Raw genomic sequence first — 24600 nt, 5'->3', positions numbered from 1 at the left:
TCGTACCGTGAGGATCGCCGCCATCCGCGGCCGCCGACCATCGAAGGAGATGCGATGCCGCGACGTCGCCGGCTGGAGACCGGAACTCCGTGGGTGGAGCTGAGCACCACCGCCGCCGATTGGAAGGCGGCCGACCCGGCGCTGCTGGCGACGATGCTCGGTCAGCTGCATCTGATCCGTGCCTTCGAGGAGTCCGTCCTCGACCTCGCTGCGCAGGGCCTCGTCCACGGCCCGGCGCATTCGAGCATCGGTCAGGAGGGCGGGGCGGTCGGGTCGATCGTGACCCTGCGGTCATCCGACGCGGTCAACGGCTCCCACCGGGGCCACCACCAGTTCCTGGCCAAGGCCATCGCGCACGTCTCCGACGGCGGCCTGTCGCTGGACGCCCTGGTCACGCCCGACCTGCAGGCTCTTCTGCAGCGCACGCTCGCCGAGATCCTCGGCCTCGCGCAGGGGTTCTCGGGGGGCCGTGGGGGATCGATGCACCTGCAGTGGCTGGCAGCCGGAGCGCTGGGCACCAACGCGATCGTCGGGGGTGGGGCGCCGCTTGCCGCCGGCAACGCGTGGGCGCAGAAGCACGCGGGCACCACCGACGTCAGCATCAACTACTTCGGCGACGGCGCGAGTCAGATCGGCTCGGTGCTGGAGTCGATGAACCTCGCCGCCACCTGGCGGCTGCCGGTGATGTCCTTCATCGAGAACAACCTCTACGCGGTGTCGACCCATGCCAGCGAGGCCTCCGCCGACCCGCGGTTCTCGATCCGGGCTCAGGGGTTCAGCATCCCTGCCTGGCGCGTGGACGGGATGGATCCGCTGGCCGTCCACCTCGCCACCCAGGAAGCCCTCGAGCGCATGCGAGCAGGAGAGGGTCCCGCGGTGATCGAGGCCGAGGTCTACCGGTTCTTCCACCAGAACGGGCCCTATCCCGGCAGCGCCTTCGGCTACCGCACGAAGCAGGAGGAGGCCGAGTGGCGCTCGCGTGACCCCCTGGAGAAGACCGCCCGCGAGCTCGCCGGGCTGGGGATCGCCTCCCCGGAGGAGATCGCGGGAGTGCGCGAACAAGCCGTCAGCGCGATGGCCGATGCGGTCTCTGCGCTGATCGAGGACGATCCCGACGACGCCGGTCGCTCCCGCATCCGTCCGGAGCTGTGGCCCGATCCGGCCCACGTCGACCGCGGCATCCGCGGCGACGAGAGCGAGCTCGCCCGCCTCGTCCCCGCCGAGCCCGCGGCGCACACCGGGGGCTGGCGGGAGGTGAAGTTCGTCGATGCGGTCGCCGAGACGATGAACCGGCGGATGTCGCAGGACCCGCGCATCATCGTGCTCGGCGAGGACGTCCATCGCCTGGGCGGCGGGACCAACGGTGCCACGAAGGGCCTCGCGAAGGCGTTCGGTCCCGACCGGGTCATCGGCACCCCCATCAGTGAGAACGGCTTCTTCGGCCTTGCGGGCGGGATCGCCCTCGACGGACGCTTCCGCCCGGTCGTGGAGTTCATGTACCCCGACTTCATGTGGGTCGCCGCCGACCAGGTGTTCAACCAGGTCGGCAAGGCCCGGCACATGTTCGGCGACAACAACCGCGTTCCCCTGGTGCTGCGCACGAAGGTCGCGATGGGCTCGGGGTACGGCTCGCAGCACCTCATGGACCCCGCGGGCATCTTCGCCACGAGCGTCGGCTGGCGGATCGTCGCCGCCTCCACCGCCGCCGACTACGTCGGGCTCATGAACGCCGCGCTCGCGCTCGAGGATCCCGTGCTCGTCATCGAACATGTCGACCTCTACGGCACCGCGGACCGCGTTCCCGAGGGCGACCTCGATTACGTGATCCCTCCGCGCAGCGCCGCGATCCGTCGCGCGGGCGAGGAGGTGACCGTGCTGACCTACCTGTCGATGGTCGGTCACAGTCTCGAGGCGGTGACGCAGACGGGGATCGACGCAGAGGTCATCGACCTCCGCTGGCTCGACCGGGCGTCGCTGGACTGGGACACCGTCGGCGAGAGCATCCGCAAGACCAACAACGTCCTCATCGTCGAGCAGGGGTCGCAGGGGCCGTCGTACGGCGCGTGGCTCTCGGACGAGATCCAACGCCGCTTCTTCGACTGGCTCGACCAGCCCGTCCAACGGGTGACCGGGGGAGAGGCGAGTCCCAGCATCTCCAAGGTGCTCGAGCGCGCCGCGATCGCCCGCACCGAAGAGGTGGCGCGCGGGCTGGAACGCGTCCGGGCCGAGTGGGGAGGCCGCTGATGGCCGCGGTCGTGCGGATGCCCGCACTCGCCGCGGGGGCGACCGAAGCCGCGATCCAGAGCTGGCTCGTCGCCGTGGGCGACGAGGTGTCGGCGGGGCAGCCGATCGTCGAGATCGAGACCGACAAGGCCGTCGTCGAATACGAAGCCGAAGAGGCAGGAGTGCTCGCCCGGATCCTCGTGGACGAAGGTGCATCCGCCGACGTCGGCTCTCCCATCGCGGTGCTCGCCGCGGCGGGGGAGGACCTCGCCGTCGCAGGGCGGAGCGTGCCCGCCGGCCAGGCCGAGGAGACACCGGTCACGACCGGCGCAGCCGCGGGGACGGAGTCCTCTGAGGACGGCATCCTCCTCCCGCCGCCGGCCGTCGCCGAGCTCGAGCCCTCGCCGGACCCCGAGACCCCGCGCCGCCTCTTCGCCTCGCCGCTGGTGCGGCGCCTGGCCGCCGAGCGCGGCCTCGACCTGTCGTCCCTGGTCGGCACCGGTCCGAACGGCCGGATCGTCCGACGCGACCTCGACGAGCACTCCCTTCCCGCAGCACAGTCCCCCTCGACGCCGGCCGCTCCTGATGTGCGTGCACCCGCGGCTCCCCCCACCGCCGCACGCACGGAGGAATCCCCCGCGGCCGACGTCGAGGTGATCCCGCACTCCCGGATGCGCCGCGCGATCGCCCGCCGGCTGACCGAGAGCACGTCGACCGTGCCGCACTTCTTCCTGCGCGCCCGCATCCGGGTCGATGAGCTCCTCGCCCTCCGCACCCGGATCAACGAGGGGCGGGCGAACCGCGTCTCGGTGAACGACTTCGTGGTCAAGGCGGTGGCGGCCGCCCTCCTGGAGGTGCCCGAGGCGAATGCGATCTGGACCGACCAGGCGATGCACCGCTTCTCCCACGCCGACATCGCCGTCGCGGTCTCCGTTCCCGGAGGCCTCGTCACCCCCGTCATCCGCGGGGTCGATCGGATGTCGCTGGGCGAGGTGAGCGCGGCGATCGCGGATCACGTGGCGCGTGCACGGGCCGGAAGGCTCACGCAGGAGGAACTCGAGGGCGGCAGCTTCTCGGTGTCGAATCTCGGCATGTACGGCACGGAGGAATTCGCCGCCATCATCAATCCGCCGCATTCCGGCATCCTCGCGATCGGTGCGGCGCGCCCCTCGCCGATCGTGGTCGACGGCGAGCTCGCGGTCGGGACCGTCATGACGGTGACGCTGTCGGCCGATCACCGGGTGCTCGACGGTGCGCTGGCCGCACAGTGGCTCGCAGCGTTCGCGGCGAAGATGGAGAATCCGCTCAGCATCCTCGTGTGACGTCCGGCGCCGGTGCGATCGTCGGCTTGAATGATGCGAGGACCAGGAAAGGATCACACCATGGCTCGTATCGCCGTCATCGGAGGAACCGGCTACGCCGGAGGCCACATCGCCGCAGAGGCCGCCTCACGGGGCCACACCGTCGTCTCCGTCGCCCGCTCGGTGCCGAGCGAGCGGCTGGACCACGTCACCTACGTCGAGGGGACGATCCTGGATGTGCCCGGCCTCGTCGCCGAACTGCAGGGGGTGGATGTCGTCGTCATCAGCGTCCCCGCCCGCGGAGAGATGGCGGGCAAGGTGCGCCCCGCCGTCGCCGAGCTCGTGCGCGAGCTGCCCGCCTCGGTGCGCATCGGCGTGATCGGCGGAGCCGGGGGGAGCCTGGTGTCACCGGGTGGGCCCCGCGTCGTCGACACGCCGGGGTTCACCGAGGAGTGCAAGCCCGAAGCGCTCGAGGCGATCGGTGTGCTCGAAGACCTGCAGGCCGACGCGGTCGGTCGCGACTGGTTCTACGTCCACCCGGCGGGCGGCTTCGGGGCGTGGAATCCGGGAGAGCGGACGGGGACCTACCGCGACGGCGGCGACGTGCTCGTCACCGACGCCGACGGGGAGTCCTTCATCTCCGGTCCCGACCTCGGCGTGGCCGTCGTCGACGAGATCGAGCAGCCGAAGCATCGCCGCGAACGGTTCACCGTGGGGTACTGAGACCGGTCTCAGACCAGGTCGCGCCAGTCGACGTCGTCGGACTCGTCGGATTCGACCGCCTCGAGCTCGCCGGTGATGACCGGCAGCGACGTCGTCTCGGTGACGGGGCCCATCACCGTCGCTTCGTCTCGGCGATGGCGCAGCACGTCGTCGACGTAACTCGTCAGCACCTCGGCGAGCGGCACGGAGCGGCCGCGCTCCTGTGACATGTACCAGCGATGCTCGAGCACCTGGTGGAAGACCTCGGCGGGCTCGAGCTTGGCCCGGTACTCGAACGGGATGGCTTTGACCACGGGCTCGAACACCCGGGTCAGCCACTCGTGGGCGACCATCTCCTCGTCGGCCCCCAGCCGAGACACCCGCGCGCGGTACTCGTCGAGGTCGTTGAGGAGCCGGCGCGCCTGATTCTCCTCGACGTCCAGGCCCGTGAGGCGCAGCAGCCGACGCTGGTGGTGCCCGGCGTCGACGACCTTCGGCTGGATCGACACGCGCGTGCCGTCACGCGTGGTGTCGATGGACATCTCGCCGATGTCGAAGCCGAGGTCGTTCAGGCGATGCACGCGTTCGGTGATGTGCCAGATCTCGTCCGAGCGGAACGTCTCGGTGTCCGTCAGCGCACCCCAGAGGGAGTGATAGGACTCCATGATGCCGTCGGCGATCGCGATCGCGTCCACGCCGCCCTCCAGCCGCCCACCGGCTTCGAGATCCATGATCTCGCCGGCGATGTTCGTGCGGGCGACGTCGAGGTCGTGCGCCCGCTGCCCCGCCGTCAGCCCGCTCTCGTGCAGCTCGCCGGTCTCGGCGTCGACGAGATAGGCGGCGAAGGCTCCCGCGTCTCGGCGGAAGAGGGTGTTGGAGAGTGAGACATCGCCCCAGAAGAAGCCGACGTTGTGGAGGCGCACGAGCAGGAGCGCCAGGGCGTCGACCAGGCGGGTCGCGGTGTCAGGACGCAGAACCTGGGTGAACAGGGCGCGGTAGGGGAGCGAGAAGCGCAGATGCGAGGTGACGAGTGCGGCGGGGAGCGGCTCGCCCGCGGCATCCGTCCTCCCGGCGATCACCGCGACGCGCTCCACGCAGGGGGCATCGAGCCGGTGCAGGTTCCCCAGCATGTCGTACTCGCGGCGGGCCATCTCCTCGGTGGTCTCCTTGATGGCCACGACCCGCCCGGAGAGGGTGGCGAAGCGCACCAGGTGGCGTGAGATGCCCTTGGGGAGGAAGACGATGTGGTTCGACGGCCAGTCGGCCAGCGGTGTCGACCAGGGGAGTGTCAGCAGGCCCGGATCCACCGCGCTGGCGGTGATGCTCAGGGAATCGACCATCTTTCCTCCCGGGACATGCCGCGGCGCGGGGGGCTCAGAGAACCCGCCCGCGCCGCGTCGTGGTGTGTCAGGAGCCGGAGACGACGGGGGCGTCGTTGAGGCGCTCGCCGGTCTCCATGTCGAACGCGTGCACGTGCCCCGCGGTCGCGGCGAGGGTGACGGTGTCGCCGGCCATCGGGTGGCGGCGGCCGTCGACGCGGGCGACGATGTCGGTGCGCTTGCCGTTGATGTCGGTGTGGCCGTACAGGTACCCGTCCGCACCGAGCTCTTCGACCAGGTCGACCGTGACCGACAGGCCCTTGCCGTCGGCGGGGCCGACCACGATGTCCTCGGGGCGGACACCGACGGTGACCTCCGAGCCGTGGGCGCGGCCGACGGTGTCGCGGTCGAGCGGCACGATCTCCGAACCGAAGTGCACGCCACCCTCGGCGAGCGACGACGGGAACAGGTTCATCGCGGGCGAGCCGATGAAGCCGGCCACGAAGACGTTGTTCGGGCGCTCGTACAGATCGCGCGGGGTGCCGACCTGCTGGAGAAGACCGTCCTTGAGCACCGCGATGCGGTCACCCATCGTGAGGGCCTCGGTCTGGTCGTGGGTGACGTAGACCGTGGTGACGCCCAGGCGACGCTGGAGCGACGCGATCTGGGTGCGGGTCTGCACGCGGAGCTTGGCGTCGAGGTTCGACAGCGGCTCGTCCATGAGGAACACCTGGGGCTGGCGGACGATGGCGCGGCCCATCGCGACGCGCTGACGCTGACCACCCGAGAGGGCCTTCGGCTTGCGGGTGAGGTACTGCTCGAGGTCGAGCAGCTTCGCGGCCTCGAGCACGCGCTGCGCGCGCTCTTCCTTGCCGACGCCCGCGATCTTCAGGGCGAAGCCCATGTTCTCGGCAACGGTCATGTGCGGGTAGAGCGCGTAGTTCTGGAAGACCATCGCGATGTCGCGGTCCTTCGGCGGGACGTCGGTGACGTCGCGGTCACCGATGAGGATGCGGCCGGAGTTGACCTCTTCGAGGCCGGCCAGCATGCGCAGCGACGTGGACTTGCCGCAGCCGGAGGGTCCGACGAGGACCAGGAATTCGCCGTCGCCCACCTCGAGGTTGAGCTTGTCGACGGCGGGGCGGGTGCCGCCCGGGTAGAGACGGGTTGCGTTGTCGAACGTGACGGACGCCATTGTTTTCTTCTCCTTCACCGGCAGGTACGTGCCGGACGATCCGTTGTGAATGGAGCGGTGTGACCGCAGACGCCCACCATCGGGCGCCTGCCCTCAGTATGTCACGCGTGCGCGCGAGCGGAAACGACGGCGAAGCGGGCAGCGGTGAGGGGCGTCCGTCTGGGCTTTTCCCAGCCTGCCTGATTAGCATCGTCCCCGGCCCGCCTCGCCAGCGCCCCGCCCTGTTGCCCATCGGCAGCTCCATTCGTCCGAGAGGTTTCATGTCCCACGACCAGTCACCGAACGTTCCGGCCCACCGTGAACGCCGGAATGCGGTACGCGAGAAGGCCCAGCAGGTCCAGGCGCGTCAGTCGCGTCTGCGCTGGCTGCGTCGTGGCGGCCTGACGCTGCTGGCCGTGGGTGTCGTGACGGTCGCTGCCGTGATGGTGACGTGGGCGGTCGGATCCTCGATGTCCCGCCCCGAGCTGCGCCCCCAGAACGTCACTGACGACGGGTTCGCCGTGACGTCGGTCTCGGGTGTGGCAGCCCCCGAGGTGGCGGCGGCTCCGGATGACGCTACTGCGAGCGCCACGGTCGAGGCGACGCCCGAGGCCACCCCCACTCCCACGCCGACGCCCACCGAGGCGGCGGTCGTCGACATCCGGGTCTACGTCGACTATCTGTCGACCGGTTCGCGGGAGTTCCAGCTCGCCAACGTGCAGCAGCTGAAGACCTGGGTCTCGCAGGGCGCGGCGGATCTGACCTACCACCCGGTCGCGATGCTCACGGCCAAGTCCAACGGCACGAAGTATTCGCTCCGCGCGGCGGCGGCAGCCGCCTGCGTGGCGACGCACTCGCCCGAGGAGTTCTTCGCGTTCAACGACGCCCTGCTGCGTGAGCAGCCCGAGGTGGACACCGACGGCTTCACCGACAGCCAGCTCGCCGACCTGGCGCAGGCGGCCGGTGCCGAGTCGCCGAAGCTCGTGCGCTCGTGCATCGAGGAGGAGTCGTACCTGGACTGGGCTCGGGATGCGACCGAACGGGCGCTGAACGGAATCCCCGAGACCGAGGGCGTCACCCTGACGGGTACTCCGATGGTGCTCGTGAACGGTGTGCCCTACGTCGGCGCCCTGGACGATCCGCAGGAGTTCTCGCAGTTCGTGCTGACCATCGGCAGCGACGCGTACTACAAGACGGCTTCGCCCAGTCCGACGCAGACGCCGTCTCCGGCGGCGACTCCCTGACCGGCTCGCATCCCTCGATAGGATGGGATGCCTTGCCGGCTTGGCGCAATTGGTAGCGCACCTAACTTGTAATTAGGGGGTTACGGGTTCGAGTCCCGTAGCCGGCTCCAGAGCCCCTCCGCGAGTCGTCAGTAAACGCGGCCTCACGTCGATCCGGGCCGCGTTTTCTGACGGGTCGCGACGAATGGGCGCGGCGGGACGGGCCCCCGACCGTGCGCTACTGCGGCGGCGCGAAGCGCAGTGACACCGTCGTCGCACCGCCCTCGCGGAAGAAGGCGACCTCGGCCGTGACGGCGGTGTCCGCATCCGCTCCCGGCCCGATCTCGACCTCGAAGACCTCGCCCGATCCCGTGGAGTTGAACTCCAGCAGGCGTTCGTCCAGCCCCTCGAACTGCGACGCGTCCCAGCCGAACTCCGGCGCCCGTGCTCGCAGCCCGTCGATCGCGCCACGCCACGAGCCCGCCCCGTCGATCCCCACGGTGATCGCCGCAAGCCGATCATCCGCCGCCGTCGCGGTGGCGGTGACGACGTCTTCCACGACGTGCACCTCGTCTCCGGCGGCGATGAGCGCCCGGACCGGCCGGCGGAACTCGGCATCCTTGGTCTCGTTGGCGCGAAGCCCGAGGTCGGATGCCGGAAGGGCCCCGTCGCCGACGCGGACCCGCAGCACGCCTTCGACGTTGACGTAGTCGAATCCGGCGTCGGTCAGCATGCTCCCACCGTCGGACGCCTTCTGATCCGCCGAGGCCTCGGGCTCATCCTCGGCCCACCACGACCCCTGAACCATGAACGTTCCGACGATGACGGCGCCGATGATCAGCACGAGAAGCGCCGCGGGCAGCCAGCTGAGGAGTGTTCGGGTTCGACGGGTAACGGGCACACTTCAGCGTACGTCGGCGCACCACTCCTCGTCCCTCATCCGGACAGCGCCGCCTGTCCCTGCATGATGGAGGGATGCCCGCTCCGCGTGTTCCGATCGCCCTCGCCGTCGCGGGCGCCGTCCTCGTCGGCGTTTTGACGGCTCTGCAGGCGCGGGTGAACGGTCAGCTGGGCGTGAGCGTCGGCAACGGGGTGGTCGCCGCCGTCATATCGTTCGCGTCGGGTCTTGTCATCGTGGCCGTCATCACCGCGCTGACACCGGGCGGCCGCCGAGGGGTCACGGCGCTGCGACGGGGCGTCAGGGAACGCTCGATCCCGTGGTGGATGCTCCTCGGGGGAGCGGCGGGCGCGCTCACGGTCGCGACGCAGGGACTCGCCGTCGGCATCATCGGGGTCTCCCTGTTCACCGTGGGCATGGTCGCCGGCCAGGCGGTCGCGGGCCTTATCCTCGATCGCACCGGCTACGGACCTGCGGGGGCGGTCGCGGTCACGGTCCCCCGGCTCCTGGGCGCCCTTCTCGCCGTGGCCGCCGTCGCCTTCGCGCTGAGCGGCGACACGCTGGCCACCGTTCCCCTGTGGATGCTCATCCTTCCGCTGCTCACCGGCGCCGGCATCGCCTGGCAGCAAGCAACCAACGGTCGTCTCCGCGCGCGGGTCGGCTCACCCCTCACGGCGACCCTGGTCAACTTCATCGGAGGCACGGCGATCCTCGCGGTGGGGGCGGGGATCAGCGTCGCCCTCGTCGGTGCGCCCACGCAGTTCCCCACGAATCCGCTGCTCTACCTCGGCGGTGCGGTCGGCGTGGTCTACATCGTCCTCTCGGCGGCGATCGTGGGCTCCACCGGCGTGCTGCTGCTGGGCCTCGGCGCCGTCGTCGGACAGCTCGCGACATCCGTCCTCATCGACGCGTTCTGGCCGGCGGTCGGCAACCCCGACCCGCTGCAGGCGGTCGCCATGATCACGCTCGCCCTGCTGTCGGTGATCGTCGTGAGCCTGCCGTGGCGTCGGATGCGCCGGCGTTAGCGTGCCCGCCGGCTCGCCTCAGCGCGGGTCGCGCTTGTCGGCCGGCATGCGCGAGAGGAAACGGTCGGCCTCGATCGGCGCGCGCCGACCCGGACGAGCGTCACTCGGCTTGCCGCCGACGTAGAGCCACCCGAGCAGCTCCTCGTTCTTCTTCAGCCCGTGAGCCTTGGCCACCGCTTTGCTGCGCGTGTAGTGGCCGGTGCGCCAGATCACACCCCAGCCCGCATCGTCGAGCAGCAGGCTCAGCACGTGCGCGACGCCGGAGGCGACGGCCTCCTGCTCCCACCGCGGCACCTTGCCGCTCTTGCGATAGCTCGCGACGACGGCGAGGAGAAGGGGCGCACGCTGGGGCTTCGTGGACGCGCCCTTGTGCCCCTCGGCCTTATTGATCGCCCGGCCGAGTCGATCGCGGTCGGCGCCGCGCAATTCGATCAGTCTCCAGGGGCGCAGGGATGAATGGTCGGCCACCCTCCCGGCCGCGGCGACGAGCCGGACCAGCTCCTCGTGCGTCGGCGCGTCGGCCGTCACACGAGACCACGAGCGTCGACCGGCGACGGCGTCGTACACCGCCTCACTCATCGCACTCACGCGGACGGTTCGGGCGTGAAGTCCAGAGCGAGCGAGTTCATGCAGTACCGATCACCGGTCGGAGTGCCGAAGCCGTCGGGGAAGACGTGGCCGAGATGCGACCCGCAGGCCGCGCAGCGCACCTCGGTGCGCACCATCCCGTGACTGTTGTCCTCGATGAGCTCGACGGCTTCGGGTCGGATCGACTCGTAGAAGCTCGGCCACCCGCAGTGGGAGTCGAACTTCGTCCCGCTCTTGAACAGCTCAGCGCCGCAGGCGGCGCAGGCGTAGAGACCCGCGCGTTCCTCGTCGAGCAACTCTCCGGTCCAGGGGCGCTCGGTCGCCGACTCGCGCAGAACCGCGTACTGCTCGGGGGTGAGCTCGGCTCGCCACTGCTCGTCGGACTTGTCCACCGTGTAAGACATGGAACCTCCTGCATCCATTCAACCGCAGACCCGCGACCCGGGGCGCCTGGTCCGCCATGCGCGTACACGCGGCGACACATCGGTGATGCCGACGACGCTCGACCGCGGCACGATGGGACGATGCCCGACTCCGATGCTGTCGTTGACGTCGCCGAGCGGTATCGCAGGTTCGCCGAGATCGAAGCGCCGGGGCGCTCGATGATGTACGAAGCCTGGGCCGCCGGGGTGTCGGGCGACCGGGCGGTGCAGCGAATCCTCGCGAGGATCCCCGCGACGCACCGTCAGCCGCCTCTCGTGTTCGCCGTCACCCGTCTCCTCGGTGCACCGGAGGACGACTACCCCGCGTGGGCGGCGTGGACGAAGCGCCACGCGCGGGCCGTGGTCGAGGAGTGCGCGGCCCGCTCGCTGCAGACCAACGAGCCTCTTCGCTGCGCCGCGCTCCTTCCTGCGCTCTCCGCCATCACGGGACCGATCGCCCTGCTCGAGATCGGCGCGAGTGCCGGCCTGTGCCTGTATCCCGACCGTTATTCCTACCGCTATGCCGACGGGCCCGCCCTCGACCCCGTCGACGGGACCTCCGCGGTCATCCTCGACAGTGCGCTCCGGGGACCTGGCGCTGAACGCCTCGCCGAGACGCTGACGCTGCCCGAGGTGGTCTGGCGTGCAGGAGTCGATCTCGCACCCCTGGATGCCGCGGACGCGGCGGATCGTGCATTCCTCGCCTCCCTGGTCTGGCCGGGCGAGACGGGACGACAAGAGCGCGTCGTGGCCGCGCTCGACATCGCGGCGGCGGATCCGCCGCGGATGTGGCGGGGTGACGCCTCGGAACCGGGCGTGGTGGCGCAGGCCGCCGCCTCCGCTCCCGCGGAGGCCACTCTCGTGATCACCACCCCCGGAGTCCTCCCGCACATCCCGCGCGCGGGTCGGCAGCGTCTGCGCGCAGAGATCGACGCGCTCGGCGCCACGGTGGGGGCGCGGTGGATCACCCTCACCCCCGCGGACATGGCCGACCAGTGGCATCCCCCTCTCGATCCCCGGCGATGGTCGGGGTTCGTCCTCGCGATCGACGGGAATCCCTGCGCCGAGGTCGATCCGCTCGGCGGATTCGTGGAGTGGCGCGCGGGGGAGCAGGGGGCCCGGGGTTAGCGTGGGCGGGTGCCCCTGAGTGACAGGCCCTTGAGTGAACGAGATCGGCTGATCCTCGACTTCGAGGCGCTGTGGACTCGACACGGCAGCGCCAAGGAAGAGGCCATCCGCCTTCGGCTCGGTATGTCTCCAGGGCGGTACTACCAGCTGCTCACACGGCTCATCGACACCACCGAAGCGCAGGAGTACGACCCCATGCTGGTCAAGCGTCTGCGCCGCATCCGCGACGCGCGCCTGCGCGCGCGGTTCATCCGCACCGCCGCCACCGGGCGCTGAGGGCGGCGACGCGGCAGGGGGATCGTCCGTCCAGCTGACGCTTAGGTTGCCTCTGCCCGCTTCGGTAGCATCTTCTGGTGCCGAAAAGGACCTATCCGCGGGATCGCTTCGATGACCTCCCCGCGGACGGAGGACGTGTCGGCGCCCACCGTGCGGAGAATCCCCGGATGCGTCCGGGAGTGGTGCTGCTCTGGGCGAGCCTGGCCACCATCGTGCTCATCGTCGTCGGCATCTTCGGAACTCTGCTGACGTCGGGGCGCATCCAGCTCGCCCCCGACGCCGAGCCGACGGCGTCACCGCAACCCACGGTCGAGCCGGTGATCGACACGTCGTACTCGGTGCAGGTGCTCAACGCCACGCCGGAGCAGGGGCTGGCGACCCAGGTGAAGGATGAGATCGTCGCGGCCGGATGGTCCGCCGACGCCGTCTCGGCCAGCGGCGCCGGGACGACCGACTTCGCCGAGACCACGGTCTACTACGCCTTCCCCGGAGACCAGGCGGCCGCCGCGGGTCTCGCCGACCTCGTGCTCGGCGGCGCACGCATCGAGCAGACCGATGTCTACCAGCTCGCCGACGACCCGAACACCCCGGAGGACGAGAGCCAGGCTCTGCAGCTGACCGTCGTCATCGGGCTGGACCGCACGACCGACGCGCCCGCCGAAGAGACACCCGCTCCCTGAACCGAGAGATGTGTTTCGCCCGCGTAAATGTTTGACAGCGGGCATGTCAACAATCGCGTGAGAGCCGGTTCCCGCCTGTCGGCGGTCCCTAGCATGGGCCCTGTCCCGCCGCAGTACAGGAGAGTTCGCCATGACACAGGGCACCGTCAAGTGGTTCAACGCCGAGAAGGGTTACGGTTTCATCACCGCCGGTGACGGTCAGGATGTCTTCGTCCACTACTCGAACATCGACATGACCGGGTTCCGGGTTCTCGAGGAGGGTCAGACCGTCGAGTTCACCGTCGGGTCGGGACAGAAGGGCCCGCAGGCCGAATCGGTCCGCGTCGTCTGAGAAGCGGATGACGCGGGTCGGCGTCGCGCGCCGACCGCCACACGCCGCGTGTGCCGTGGCTTGCACTCACCCATGCCGAGTGCCAGAATGGATTAGCACTCGTGATTGTTGAGTGCTAAGTCCGAAAGCCTACGTCCGGGAGGGACGACACACACATGGCAAAGATCATCGCTTTCGATGAGGAGGCCCGTCGCGGCCTCGAGCGCGGCCTGAACACCCTGGCCGACGCCGTCAAGGTGACCCTGGGTCCCCGCGGTCGCAACGTCGTGCTGGAGAAGAAGTGGGGCGCCCCCACGATCACCAACGACGGTGTCTCGATCGCCAAGGAGATCGAGCTGGACGACCCCTACGAGAAGATCGGCGCCGAGCTGGTCAAGGAGGTCGCGAAGAAGACCGACGACGTCGCCGGTGACGGTACGACCACCGCGACCGTGCTCGCCCAGGCGCTCGTTCGCGAGGGTCTGCGCAACGTCGCCGCCGGTGCCGACCCGATCTCGCTCAAGCGCGGTATCGAGAAGGCCGTCAAGGCCGTGACCGACCAGCTGCTGGCCGACGCCAAGGAGGTCGAGTCCAAGGAGCAGATCGCCGCGACCGCGTCGATCTCCGCCGCTGACCCCACCATCGGCGACCTGATCGCCGAGGCGATCGACAAGGTCGGCAAGGAGGGCGTGGTCACCGTCGAGGAGTCGCAGACGTTCGGCACCGAGCTCGAGCTCACCGAGGGTATGCGTTTCGACAAGGGCTTCATCAACCCCTACTTCGTCACCGACCCCGAGCGTCAGGAAGCGGTCTTCGAAGACCCCTACATCCTGATCGCCAACCAGAAGATCTCCAACATCAAGGACCTTCTGCCCGTCGTCGACAAGGTGATCCAGGACGGCAAGGAGCTCGTCATCATCGCCGAGGACGTCGAGGGTGAGGCGCTGGCGACCCTGGTGCTGAACAAGATCCGCGGCATCTTCAAGTCGGCTGCCGTCAAGGCTCCCGGCTTCGGCGACCGTCGCAAGGCGCAGCTGCAGGACATCGCGATCCTCACCGGCGGCCAGGTCATCACCGAGGAGGTCGGTCTCAAGCTCGAGAACGCCACCCTCGACCTGCTCGGCCGTGCGCGCAAGGTCATCATCACCAAGGACGAGACCACCATCGTCGAAGGTGCCGGCGACGCTGCGCAGATCGAGGGTCGCGTGACCCAGATCCGTCGCGAGATCGACAACACCGACAGCGACTACGACCGCGAGAAGCTCCAGGAGCGCCTCGCCAAGCTCGCCGGCGGCGTGGCCGTCATCAAGGCGGGTGCGGCCACCGAGGTCGAGCTGAAGGAGCGCAAGCACCGCATCGAGGACGCCGTCCGCAACGCGAAGGCTGCCGTCGAGGAGGGCATCGTCCCCGGTGGTGGTGTCGCGCTGATCCAGGCCGGCAAGATCGCCTTCGAGGCTCTCGAGCTCGTGGGTGACGAGGCCACCGGTGCGAACATCGTCAAGGTCGCCATCGAGGCTCCGCTGAAGCAGATCGCCCTGAACGCCGGTCTCGAGCCCGGTGTCGTGGCCAACAAGGTCGCCGAGCTGCCGGTCGGTCACGGCCTGAACGCCGCGACCGGCGAGTACGGTGACCTGTTCGCGCAGGGCATCATCGACCCGGCCAAGGTCACCCGCTCGGCGCTGCAGAACGCCGCGTCGATCGCCGGCCTGTTCCTCACCACCGAGGTCGTGGTCGCCGACAAGCCCGAGAAGGCTGCCGCGGCGCCCGCCGACCCCACGGGTGGCATGGACTTCTGATAGCAGTCCCACACACAGAGGCGCCCCTCCTCCGGGAGGGGCGCTTCTGCGTGTGACCGGAGCATTCCGGTCCTCATCCCGGATCCCGACGGCTACCATCTGCCGCATGGCCTTCGACGGACTGGACTCCGACGCCCCGCGCTTCTACGACGACCTCGCCGCCGACAACACCCGCGAATGGTGGCTCGCGAACAAGGCCCGCTACGACGCGGTCGTGCGTGGTCCGTTCGAGGCGCTCGCCGCCGAGCTCGAGCCGGAGTTCGGTCAGCTGAAGATCTTCCGGCCGAACCGCGATGTGCGGTTCAGCGCCGACAAGTCGCCCTACAAGCTGCACATCGGGATGGTCTCGCTCACGCCGGTCGCGTACTACCTGCAGCTCTCGGCCACCGGACTTCTCATCGGCGGCGGTTCGTACGACGTTCCGCCGGCCGCGCTCGCGCGATTCCGTGAGCTCGTCGACGACGACCGTCGTGGCCCCGAGGTGGAGGGTCTCCTCTCGGCGCTTGCCGAGGACGACCTCGTGCCGATGAGCGAGGACGCGTTGCGCACCGCGCCGAGGGGGTACTCCATCGACCACCCCCGGATCGAGCTGCTGCGTCTCAAGCACCTGGCGGTCGGGCGCACCGAGCCGCTCGCGGACTGGATGTGGGGCCCCGAGGTGTTCGACATCGTCAGCGACGCCTGGCGCGGCGTGGGAATGTGGAACGGGTGGATCGCGCAGAACCTGGGGGACCTGCTGATGCGCCCCGATCGCGAGCGGCCCGGTCGGCGCTGACGGATTCCTGTCAGAGGAGGCTCGGGATCTTCTGCTCCTCCGCAAGGTTCGCGCGCCGGAACCACAGCGTCACGAACGTCGACACGATGACGATGAACAGCGAGTACAGCGCCGGGACGATCAGGATCAGCCCGATGTCGGGGTTCCCCGAGAAGCTCAGCAGCACGATCGCGATCGCGAGTGGTCCGTTCTGGATCCCCGTCTCCAGACCGATCGTGCGCGCATTCATCGGGTGCAGGCGGATGGCGCGGGCGATCCCGTACGCGATGGCGATGCCGAACAGACCGAGTCCGATCGCGACGAGATAGGTCTGCCACGGCGTGGAGGTCAGCAGTCCCCAGTTGCGCGGCACCCACGTCGCCATGAGGAACACGATGAAGAACAGGCCGAAGAAGCCGCCGAGCAGTTCCATCACCGCTCCGACGTTCGCACTGAATCTCCGCACGAGCATCCCCGCGACCACCGGGATGAGGAGGGTGGCCAGGGTGACGACGATGTTCACGATCGGGATCTGCAGGTCGGTCGATTCGGTGAAGATGAACGACCCGTAGAGGGCGAGCATCAGAGGTGTCAGCACCAGGGCCCACAGCGTGGAGTTGGTGGTCATGATCACGCTCAGGGCCAGATTGCCCTTCGAGAAGTAGGTGAAGATGTTCGAGGTCGTCCCCGCCGGCACGCACCCCATCAGCAGCGCACCGATCGCCACCGGGATGGCGTACTCCCGGGGGAGCTGGAACAGCACCAGCACGACGAGGACGTACGACAGGAGCGGCATGATGCCGAACTGGGTGACGAGACCGATGATGAGCCCGTAGGGCCGTCGGAGCGCCAGCTTGAAGTCGCGCGGCGTGAGCCCCGCGCCCAGGCCGAACATGATGACGAACACCAGTCCGACCAGCAGCACCTGCTCGAACGGGGTGACGACGTCCTGCTCGTCGACCACGGCCTGACCCGTGGCCAGGAACACCTCGATCATCGGGCTTCACCGCTCGTCGTCGGCGCAGGCTGCGCGCCGTCGCGGAGCTCCCGGCGGAGGATCTTGCCGATGGGGCTCTTGGGGAGCTCCTCGACGAACACCACCGACTTGGGAACCTTGTACGCCGCGAGGGTCTCGCGGCAGTGGGCGATCACCTCGGCCTCGGTGGGCGCCGACGTTCCTGCGACGACGTAGGCCCGAACCGCCTCGCCGGTCCTGTCATCGTCGATCCCGATCACGCCCACCTCGACGATGCCCGGCATCGCGGCGATGCGCTCCTCGATCTCGTTGGGGTAGACGTTGAAGCCGCTCACGATCACCATGTCCTTCTTGCGATCGACGATGGTGAAGTACCCCTCGGCGTCCATGGTGGCGATGTCGCCCGTATGCAGCCATCCGTCCACGACGGTGACCGAGGTCTCGTCGGAGCGTTGCCAGTACCCCTTCATGATCTGCGGCCCTCGCGCCACGAGCTCTCCGGCCTCGCCGACGGCGGTCTCCCGGCCCTCCGCATCGAGGCACCGCACGTCGGTGGAGGGAACGGGGATGCCGATGCTGCCGTCCTTGCCGTTCCCCCCGAGCGGATTGAACGTCAGGACGGGGGAAGACTCGGTGAGCCCGTACCCCTCGACGATGGGGGTGCCGGTCACCTCGCGCCACCGTGCGGCGACCGACTCGTGAAGCGCCATCCCGCCTGCGGCTGAGGCGTGCAGATGACGGGGAGGGCTGTCGACGAACCATCGTTCGTTCAGCAGCGCGTTGAACAGGGTGTTCACCCCGGTGAGCCACGTGATCCGGTAGTTCTCGAAGGCCCGCTTGAGATTGCTCGGGGGTCGCGGGGTCGGGATGAGGATGTTCCGTGCACCGAGATGGTGGAAGCCGAGGAGATTCACCGTGAACGCGAAGATGTGGTAGATCGGCAGGGCGGTCAGCACGATCTCACGTCCGCGCCGCATATGCGTGCTGCACATCGTGATCGTCTGCAGCGTGTTGGCGACGAGGTTCCCGTGCGTGAGCATCGCGCCCTTGGCGATGCCGGTGGTGCCGCCGGTGTACTGCAGCGCGGCGACGGAATCGAGGTCGACGTCGTCGAGATAGGCCGCGACGGCTTCCGCGGTCTTGCGCGCGCGGCCCGCCTTCAACGCGTCCTGGAAGGGGGTGTGCGCCACGCTGATCGCGGGGAGCGAGCGATTCCAGAATTTCTGCACCATACGGATGACGCCGGCGATGACGGGTGGGAAGAACTCGGCGATGCGCACCGTCACCACCGTGCCGATCGACGTCGAGGACAGCACCTCCGGCAGGCGATCGGCGAACATGTCGATGATGACGAGCGTCGTGGCGCCCGAGTCGGCGAACTGCCGTGCCATCTCGGTGGGCGTGTACAGGGGATTGGTGTTGACCAGGACGCATCCGGCCTTCAGGATGCCGAACGCGACGACGGGGTAGCTCAGGCAGTTGGGCATCTGCACGGCGACGCGGTCTCCGGCGGACAGTCCCACCACTTCTCGGAGATACGCGGCGAAATCGTCCGAGAGGGTATCGACGTCGGCATAGGTGAGCGAACCGTTCATGCCGTTCGGCATGCACTGTGTGAAGGCGATCGTGTCGGCGTAGTCGACGGCGTCCTGCCGGAGCATCGCGGGCAGATGGGCGAAGGGCGTCTCCTCGAGTTCGGGAGACACGTCGGGTGGATAGTGGGCGAGCCAGGGCCGTGGGGTCATCTTCGATCCTTTGCCGGGGGCGGGCAACGCCGGCGAACACACCGACGCTGGTGATTCATCTCGACTGTAGCCGACGCCCGCACGGGTGAACGGTCCCTCCGGAGGGGAGGGACCGTTCGGTCTTCCGCTGCAGCTTCGTGTGGGGGTCAGCGGAAGAGGCTCGCGGTGGCCAGTTCGGCGTCGGCGTACTGCCGGCCGGCGGAGGCCAGGGCGGCGTTGATGCCGTTCAGGCTGTCTTCGACCTGGCGCTGGGTGGCCCGCCACTGGTCCACGACGGAGTGGAAGGCGACGGCGGCGCTCCCGGTCCAGGAGCCCTGCAGATGGGTCAGCTGAGCCAGCATCGACTGCGTGTCGGCTTGGATCCGGTCGATGGTGCCGCGAATGGTGGATGTCGCCGCGAGAAGGGAGTCGCTGTCGACGGAGTAGGTGGCCATGGGTGCTCCTTTTCGAAGTGGGACACCCGTCACGCTAGAGAGCCGACGGCCTCCGGTCTTCGGTGACCGGGGGATCGGTGGAGAACGGTCTGAATCGCCCCGGTTGTGCAGGAGAGGACGACAGCGCCTCACTCCCGAGGCGGACGCGGCAGCGGCTGTGTCTCCAGCAGGAGGTGCTCGGTGGCATCCCTCGATTCCGCCAGCGGAAAACCGACCCGGAACGTCGCACCGCCACCGGGGGTGTCGAGCACGTCGACCGATCCGTGCAGCGCGTCGACGATCGACGCGACGATCGACAGTCCGAGTCCGGTGCCGCCGGTCTCGCGGGTGCGGGAGGTGTCGGCTCTCCAGAACCGCTGGAAGATCTTGTCTTTGATCTGGTCGGGGACGCCATCGCCGTGGTCGATGACCTCGATCCAGCCGAGGTTGGCATCGCGGTCCACCCCCACGCGCAGCTCGATCGGCGAGTCGTCCCGTGTGAATCGACGTGCGTTCCCGAGGAGGTTCGCGACGACCTGGCGGATGCGATTCTCGTCTCCCCAGACGACGACGGCGGAGGCCGCCGCGGCGGTGGCGGCGGTCGGCGGGGGAGCGGGCGCGACATCGGCCGCGACCGCGGGGGCATCGGGGGCCGTCCGCGGGCGGCGGCGCAGGCGCGACAGCGAGGCACCGCGCCGCGGGGTGGCCGCGGTGGCGGGTGATCCACCGCGTCGACCGGTGCCGGCGACACCCGGATCGACCTCGGGTGACAGGGCAGGACGGAGCTCGTGGACGGTGGCATCGAGCACCGTCACCGTTCGCTGGGGCGACGCGGCGCGGGCATCCAGGCCCGCGTCCCGCGCGATCGGCACCAGATCGACCGGGGTGATCGCGACGTCCTTGCGTTCGTCGAGGCGGGCGAGGGCGAGGAGATCCTCGACGAGGAGACCCATGCGGACGGCCTCCTTCTCGATGCGCTCCATCGCCTGGCCGGTCGCCTCGTCTCCCGAGATCCCCCCCATGCGATAGAGCTCCGCGTAGCCGCGCACCGTGACGAGCGGCGTCCGCAGCTCGTGGCTCGCGTCGCCGATGAATCGACGCATCTGGCGCACGGTGGCGTCGCGTTGCGTGATCGCGGCGTCGACACGCGACAGCATCGCGTTGATGGCGGTCTTCAGCCGCCCCACCTCGGTGGTCTTCGGTTCGATGTCGGTCATCCGTTGGCTGAAGTCACCGGCCGCGATGGCGTCGGCGGTCGTCTCCACCTGCCCGAGACTGCGGAAGGTCAAGGTCACGAGGAACCGGGTGAGAGCAGCGGCGACCGCGATGATGATGACGGCGAGGATGCCGTAGATCGCGATGTAATTGGCGATCGTGCGATTCACCGACGAGACGGGGAGCGCGACCATCTGGGAGTAGACGCCACCGCCGCCCGGGTACTCGCTGACGGCGACCGTCGCACGGAACTCCGCCTCGCCGTTGCGTGAGAGGAGGGTCACGATGTTCAGCTGATTGGTCTGCGCATCGGCGACCGGATAGGTGGCGGGGAATGTCGGCTGGGGTTGCGTTCCGCCTCGACCTCCCGCCGTCGTCAGCAGTTCGCCGTTTCGGTCGTAGACCGCGACGAAGTAGTCCGTCAGCGGCGCGCCCTGGATCGCGCGCGCCTGCAGAACCCCGTCTTCGACTCCGATGTCGATCAACGGACCCGCAGAATCCGTGGCCGCCAGGGCCTCGACCTGGGTGTCGAGACTGGCGATCAGGCTGTTGCGGAGGAAGATCGCGGTTCCGATGCCGGCGGCGAAGAGACCGACGACCAGCAGGGCCACCGTGACGCCGGTCACCTTCGTGCGCAGACTCGTGCCGCGCCACCATCGCGTGATCGCGTCCGGCTGTTGCCCCAGGGTCTGCTCCTCGTCGTATCCGGCGCTCGTGCGGAGCGCCGTGCTGCCCGGTGTCAGACGGTCTTGCCGGCTTTCAGCATGTAGCCGAACCCGCGCTTGGTCTGGATGAGCGCCTCGGACGAGTGGGGATCGATCTTGCGACGCAGGTAGGAGATGTAGCTCTCGACGATCCCGGCGTCGCCGTTGAAGTCGTACTCCCAGACGTGATCGAGGATCTGCGCCTTCGACAGCACCCGGTTCGGGTTCAGCATGAGATACCGCAGCAGCTTGAACTCGGTGGGGGAGAGATCGATCGAGACGTCTCCGACGCGCACGTCGTGAGTGTCCTGATCCATCGTCAACTCGCCGGCGCGGATGACCGACTCCTCGTCGGCCTGCATGGTCCGTCGCAGGATCGCCTGGATGCGGGCGACGATCTCGTCGAGGCTGAAGGGCTTGGTGACGTAGTCGTCGCCGCCGACGTTCAGGCCCGTGATCTTGTCCTCGGTCTCGTCCTTGGCCGTGAGGAAGAGGATGGGGGCGGTGTAGCCGGCGCCCCGGAGGCGTTTGGTGACGCTGAAGCCGTTCATGTCGGGAAGCATGACGTCCAGCACGATGAGGTCGGGTTCCTCCTCAAGCACGGCCGAGATCGTCTGCGCCCCGTTGGAGACGGCCCTGACCTGGAAGCCGGCGAATCGGAGGCTCGTGATGAGGAGATCGCGGATGTTCGGCTCATCGTCCACAACGAGGATGCGGGGTGCAGTCATCCCCTCATTATGGCCATCGATCTCATACCCTGCCTGGATATCGTGCGGAGGGGCGCCGACATGCCCGTCGCGAATGCGGCGGTTCGGCGGGTGGGGTCACCCGGCGGGGAGGGGCATCGTCTCCACGGTGAAGCGGTGGCGACGAAGGCGCTCGGCGAGCGCCTCGCCCATCGCCGTCATCGGGGTGAGGACACCGCCACCGGACGGCAGGTCGTCGAACGCGAGGCAGAGCGCCGACTCTCCGAGCATCACCGCGGTGCCGTCGTAGCCCGGATCGTAGGGCGCCGAGATCCGCGTGCGCGTCGGTGGGCCATCGACGGGATAGACGTCCGACTCGACGGTGAACCGGCCGGCTTCCCTCGTCCGCAGGCTCGGTCCCTCCCCGGGTGCCGGCAGGACGCGGTCGAGGATCGCGCGGGTGGGAGGGAACAGAAGCCCTGCGACGAGGACTCCGGTCGCCGCCGACACCGCGGCGGCGATGATGCGCCCCGACACGCCGGTCGTGGTGTCGACGACCTCGCGGTACCGCATCAGCTCGCCGTAGGACCAGCCGTGGAGATAGCTCGTCCGCTGCACGATCTGCTGGTTGTACGCGCCCATCACGAACGGGGCCTGCCAGATTCCGGATGTCTCGTCGAGACGCATCCCGCGAGGGCGGCTGCTCGCGGGCAGGCGGCGGGACGGGCCCGGAGTGAGTGCGTACGGGTTCCCCACGGCGCGGCGGGCGGCGGAATCCGTCCGCGCGTCGAGCAGCTGCTGTCGGAGGGAGTCGATCGTCCCGCCGCTCACACCACCCTTGATCGCGCGCACCTGCACGATCGCCTCGGCGAGCGGCCCGCCGCCGGCCGCGGCGTGGGCGAGCCCGACGCCGAGATCGGACGGGATCGAATCGAACCCGCAGGAGTGGACGATCCGGGCACCACGCTCGCGGGCTGCCGCGTGCGCCTCCGACACGCTGCGCGCGGCGAAGGTGCTCTCGCCGGTGAGATCGGCGTAGGCCGTGCCCCCGCGCGCACACGCCCTGACCAGGGGGAGGCCGTGCCGCGCGTACGGACCGACGGTCGACGCGATCACCCGCGTGGACGCGGCCACCTCATCGACGGAAGCGGCGTCGTCGACATCGACGGTGAGGATGTCCCACGGGACATCCAGCTCCCGGCGAAGGGCTGCGAGACGCTCGGGGGAGCGGCCCGCCAGGGCGACGCGCGCGCCCTCTCCGGCGCTGCGCGAGAGATGCGCGGCGGTGAGGCGCCCGACGAAACCGGTGGCACCCACCAGGACGATGTCGTACTGCCGCTCCCTGCTGTTCATGGTCCGGCTACGCCGCCGCCACCTCGTCGGCATCGAGGATCGTGTAGCTGTAGCCCTGCTCGGCGAGGAAGCGCTGGCGGTTCTGCGCGAAGTCCTGATCGACGGTGTCGCGGGCGATGAGCGTGTAGAAGCTCGCGGTGCGGCCGGATTCCTTCGGCCGCAGCAGTCGTCCGAGGCGCTGCGCCTCCTCCTGACGCGAACCGAACGATCCCGAGACCTGGATGGCGACGGATGCCTCCGGAAGGTCGACCGAGAAGTTCGCCACCTTCGACACCACGAGGAGCGAGATCTCGCCCTCGCGGAATGCCCCGTAGAGCTCCTCGCGCTCGTCCACGGGGGTGGCCCCGGTGATCTTGGGTGCCTGCAGGGCGTCGGCGAGCTCGTCGATCTGATCGAGGTACTGCCCGATCACGAGGATGCGCTCGCCGGGGTGGCGTGAGACGAGCTGCCGGACGACGTCGATCTTCGCCGGCGCGGTGGCGGCGAGGCGATAGCGCTCCTCATCCGCCGCCGCGGCGTACTCCAGGCGCTCGTCGGCGGGCAGGTCGACCCGCACCTCGTAGCAGACGGCGGGGGAGATGAAGCCCTGCGCCTCGATCTCCTTCCACGGCGCATCGAACCGCTTGGGACCGATGAGGCTGAACACGTCGCCCTCGCGGCCGTCCTCGCGGACGAGGGTCGCGGTCAGGCCCAGGCGCCGTCGCGCCTGCAGGTCGGCGGTGAGCTTGAACACCGGCGCGGGGAGCAGATGGACCTCGTCGTAGACGATGAGACCCCAGTCGAGCGCGTCGAGCAGCGCGAGGTGGGCGTACTGGCCCTTCCGCTTGGCGGTGAGGATCTGGTACGTCGCGATGGTGACGGGCTTGACCTCCTTGGCCTGCCCCGAGTACTCGCCGATCTCTTCCGGGGTCAGGCTCGTGCGCCGCAGCAGTTCGTCGCGCCACTGGCGGGCGCTGACGGTGTTGGTGACGAGGATGAGGGTGGTCGTCTTCGTCTCGGCCATCGCTCCGGCCCCGACGAGGGTCTTCCCGGCGCCGCAGGGGAGGACGACGACGCCCGAGCCCCCGTCGGCGAAGGTCTCGACGGCTTTCTGCTGGTACGGGCGCAGGTGCCAGCCGTTCTCGGCCAGATCGATCGGATGCGGCGTGCCCGGCGTGTACCCGGCGTGGTCCTCCGCGGGCCATCCGATCTTCAGCAGCTCCTGCTTGATCTGACCGCGCGCCCACGCGTCCACGACGTAGGTGTCGGGCGAGGGGTGGTCGATGAGGAGCGGCTGGATGCGCTTGTTCCGCGACACCTCCGCCAGCACCGCGGCGTCACCGGATCGCAGGACGAGCGTGCCCTCGTCGTCGCGTTGGATGACGAGTCGTCCGTACCGCCCGACCGTCTCGCGGATGTCGAGCGACACCGACGGCGGCACCGGGAAGCGCGACCAGCGGTCGAGGGTGGCGAGCATGTCGTCGGCGGCGTGGCCGGCCGCCCGGGCGTTCCAGAGACCGAGACGTGTGATCCGGTAGGTGTGGATGTGCTCCGGCGCCCGCTCGAGCTCGGCGAAGATCGCCAGCTCGTGCCGCGCGGATTCCGCCTCGGGATGGGCGACTTCCAGCAGCACCGTTCGATCGCTCTGCACGATGAGGGGTCCGTCAGCCATAGCGTTCCAGTCTACCGGTGCGGCGGGGAGACGGTCCC

At 69.2% G+C, this 24600-nt stretch carries 23 protein-coding genes and 1 tRNA gene; 12 read left to right on the top strand and 12 right to left on the bottom strand.

From position 1 onward, the window contains the following. Positions 1 to 54 precede the first annotated feature (54 nt). From V6S02_RS09790 to V6S02_RS09780, 3 genes are read left to right on the top strand one after another with little or no spacing between them, the layout of a single operon-like run. A complete protein-coding gene (locus tag V6S02_RS09790) occupies positions 55 to 2244 on the top strand; it encodes an alpha-ketoacid dehydrogenase subunit alpha/beta (RefSeq protein WP_336400678.1) in 2190 nt (729 codons plus the stop codon). Beyond that, positions 2244 to 3545: a dihydrolipoamide acetyltransferase family protein gene (locus V6S02_RS09785; protein WP_336400677.1), complete on the top strand. Its 1302-nt coding sequence runs from the start codon at positions 2244 to 2246 to the stop codon at positions 3543 to 3545. The genes V6S02_RS09790 and V6S02_RS09785 overlap by 1 nt, the downstream gene beginning before the upstream one ends. A 60-nt stretch (positions 3546 to 3605) precedes the next feature. Then, positions 3606 to 4247 (top strand): NAD(P)-dependent oxidoreductase, encoded by a 642-nt coding sequence (locus V6S02_RS09780; protein ID WP_336400676.1) that lies wholly within the window; start codon positions 3606 to 3608, stop codon positions 4245 to 4247. An 8-nt stretch (positions 4248 to 4255) separates the two neighbouring features. On the opposite strand, the gene V6S02_RS09775 is transcribed toward V6S02_RS09780, so the two are convergent. Then, positions 4256 to 5566 (bottom strand): DUF4032 domain-containing protein, encoded by a 1311-nt coding sequence (locus V6S02_RS09775; RefSeq protein WP_124293785.1) that lies wholly within the window; start codon positions 5564 to 5566, stop codon positions 4256 to 4258. A gap of 67 nt (positions 5567 to 5633) precedes the next feature. Then, positions 5634 to 6740, bottom strand: coding sequence for an ABC transporter ATP-binding protein (locus V6S02_RS09770; RefSeq protein WP_124293784.1), 1107 nt, complete (start codon positions 6738 to 6740; stop codon positions 5634 to 5636). Between the two features lie 260 nt (positions 6741 to 7000). Here V6S02_RS09770 and V6S02_RS09765 point away from each other — a divergent pair, with 260 nt between their 5' ends. Continuing rightward, positions 7001 to 7963 carry a DsbA family protein gene (locus tag V6S02_RS09765; RefSeq protein WP_336400675.1) on the top strand — a complete coding sequence of 321 codons (963 nt, stop codon included), beginning with the start codon at positions 7001 to 7003 and terminating at the stop codon, positions 7961 to 7963. A 34-nt stretch (positions 7964 to 7997) separates the two neighbouring features. After that, positions 7998 to 8073, top strand: a tRNA-Thr gene (locus V6S02_RS09760). A 107-nt stretch (positions 8074 to 8180) separates the two neighbouring features. Here the strand turns inward: V6S02_RS09760 and V6S02_RS09755 are convergent. Continuing rightward, entirely contained in the window at positions 8181 to 8843 is a 663-nt protein-coding gene (locus tag V6S02_RS09755; RefSeq protein ID WP_336400674.1) for a hypothetical protein, read from the bottom strand. 74 nt (positions 8844 to 8917) lie between these two features. Here V6S02_RS09755 and V6S02_RS09750 point away from each other — a divergent pair, with 74 nt between their 5' ends. Continuing rightward, entirely contained in the window at positions 8918 to 9865 is a 948-nt protein-coding gene (locus V6S02_RS09750; protein WP_336400673.1) for a DMT family transporter, read from the top strand. Positions 9866 to 9883: 18 nt separating this feature from the next. Here V6S02_RS09750 and V6S02_RS09745 read toward each other — a convergent pair whose 3' ends face one another. Beyond that, entirely contained in the window at positions 9884 to 10444 is a 561-nt protein-coding gene (locus tag V6S02_RS09745; protein WP_124293780.1) for a nitroreductase family protein, read from the bottom strand. A 5-nt stretch (positions 10445 to 10449) separates the two neighbouring features. Further along, on the bottom strand, positions 10450 to 10857 hold the full coding sequence (msrB, locus tag V6S02_RS09740; protein ID WP_124293779.1) for a peptide-methionine (R)-S-oxide reductase MsrB: 408 nt from the start codon (positions 10855 to 10857) through the stop codon (positions 10450 to 10452). Positions 10858 to 10977: 120 nt separating this feature from the next. Between msrB and V6S02_RS09735 the strand changes: the two genes are divergently transcribed. The 6 genes from V6S02_RS09735 (at position 10978) to V6S02_RS09710 (ending at position 15840) form a co-directional block, all read left to right on the top strand. Then, positions 10978 to 12003 (top strand): DUF2332 domain-containing protein, encoded by a 1026-nt coding sequence (locus V6S02_RS09735; protein ID WP_336400672.1) that lies wholly within the window; start codon positions 10978 to 10980, stop codon positions 12001 to 12003. 30 nt (positions 12004 to 12033) lie between these two features. Then, a complete protein-coding gene (locus tag V6S02_RS09730; protein ID WP_336400671.1) occupies positions 12034 to 12279 on the top strand; it encodes a DUF3263 domain-containing protein in 246 nt (81 codons plus the stop codon). A 77-nt stretch (positions 12280 to 12356) separates the two neighbouring features. Next, positions 12357 to 12959 (top strand): LytR C-terminal domain-containing protein, encoded by a 603-nt coding sequence (locus tag V6S02_RS09725; RefSeq protein ID WP_124293777.1) that lies wholly within the window; start codon positions 12357 to 12359, stop codon positions 12957 to 12959. Positions 12960 to 13089: 130 nt separating this feature from the next. Next, positions 13090 to 13290: a cold-shock protein gene (locus V6S02_RS09720; RefSeq protein WP_124293776.1), complete on the top strand. Its 201-nt coding sequence runs from the start codon at positions 13090 to 13092 to the stop codon at positions 13288 to 13290. 155 nt (positions 13291 to 13445) lie between these two features. After that, positions 13446 to 15065: a chaperonin GroEL gene (gene groL / locus V6S02_RS09715; protein WP_124293775.1), complete on the top strand. Its 1620-nt coding sequence runs from the start codon at positions 13446 to 13448 to the stop codon at positions 15063 to 15065. A gap of 106 nt (positions 15066 to 15171) precedes the next feature. Next, positions 15172 to 15840 (top strand): DUF2461 domain-containing protein, encoded by a 669-nt coding sequence (locus tag V6S02_RS09710; RefSeq protein WP_124293774.1) that lies wholly within the window; start codon positions 15172 to 15174, stop codon positions 15838 to 15840. A 10-nt stretch (positions 15841 to 15850) separates the two neighbouring features. Here V6S02_RS09710 and V6S02_RS09705 read toward each other — a convergent pair whose 3' ends face one another. The 7 genes from V6S02_RS09705 to V6S02_RS09675 form a co-directional block, all read right to left on the bottom strand. Beyond that, complete coding sequence (locus V6S02_RS09705) at positions 15851 to 16816, bottom strand: bile acid:sodium symporter family protein (protein ID WP_124293773.1); 966 nt, start codon at positions 16814 to 16816, stop codon at positions 15851 to 15853. After that, the gene (locus tag V6S02_RS09700; protein WP_336400670.1) at positions 16813 to 18540 is read right to left on the bottom strand and encodes an AMP-binding protein; all 1728 of its coding nucleotides are present in this window, start codon (positions 18538 to 18540) and stop codon (positions 16813 to 16815) included. The genes V6S02_RS09705 and V6S02_RS09700 overlap by 4 nt, the downstream gene beginning before the upstream one ends. A gap of 146 nt (positions 18541 to 18686) precedes the next feature. Continuing rightward, positions 18687 to 18974 carry a WXG100 family type VII secretion target gene (locus tag V6S02_RS09695; RefSeq protein ID WP_124293771.1) on the bottom strand — a complete coding sequence of 96 codons (288 nt, stop codon included), beginning with the start codon at positions 18972 to 18974 and terminating at the stop codon, positions 18687 to 18689. A 128-nt stretch (positions 18975 to 19102) separates the two neighbouring features. After that, on the bottom strand, positions 19103 to 20794 hold the full coding sequence (locus tag V6S02_RS09690; RefSeq protein WP_336400669.1) for a sensor histidine kinase: 1692 nt from the start codon (positions 20792 to 20794) through the stop codon (positions 19103 to 19105). 113 nt (positions 20795 to 20907) lie between these two features. Next, positions 20908 to 21600 carry a response regulator transcription factor gene (locus V6S02_RS09685; protein WP_124293769.1) on the bottom strand — a complete coding sequence of 231 codons (693 nt, stop codon included), beginning with the start codon at positions 21598 to 21600 and terminating at the stop codon, positions 20908 to 20910. A 96-nt stretch (positions 21601 to 21696) separates the two neighbouring features. Next, on the bottom strand, positions 21697 to 22911 hold the full coding sequence (locus V6S02_RS09680) for a saccharopine dehydrogenase family protein (RefSeq protein WP_336400668.1): 1215 nt from the start codon (positions 22909 to 22911) through the stop codon (positions 21697 to 21699). 7 nt (positions 22912 to 22918) lie between these two features. After that, entirely contained in the window at positions 22919 to 24562 is a 1644-nt protein-coding gene (locus tag V6S02_RS09675; RefSeq protein WP_336400667.1) for a DNA repair helicase XPB, read from the bottom strand. Between the last annotated feature and the right edge of the window lie 38 nt (positions 24563 to 24600).

Origin of the sequence: Microbacterium sp. CCNWLW134, from assembly GCF_037083565.1 — a bacterium.
Lineage (GTDB): Bacteria > Actinomycetota > Actinomycetes > Actinomycetales > Microbacteriaceae > Microbacterium.
Note: the sequence above shows the minus strand (reverse complement) of the source record. Positions and strands in the feature narration are given on the sequence as shown.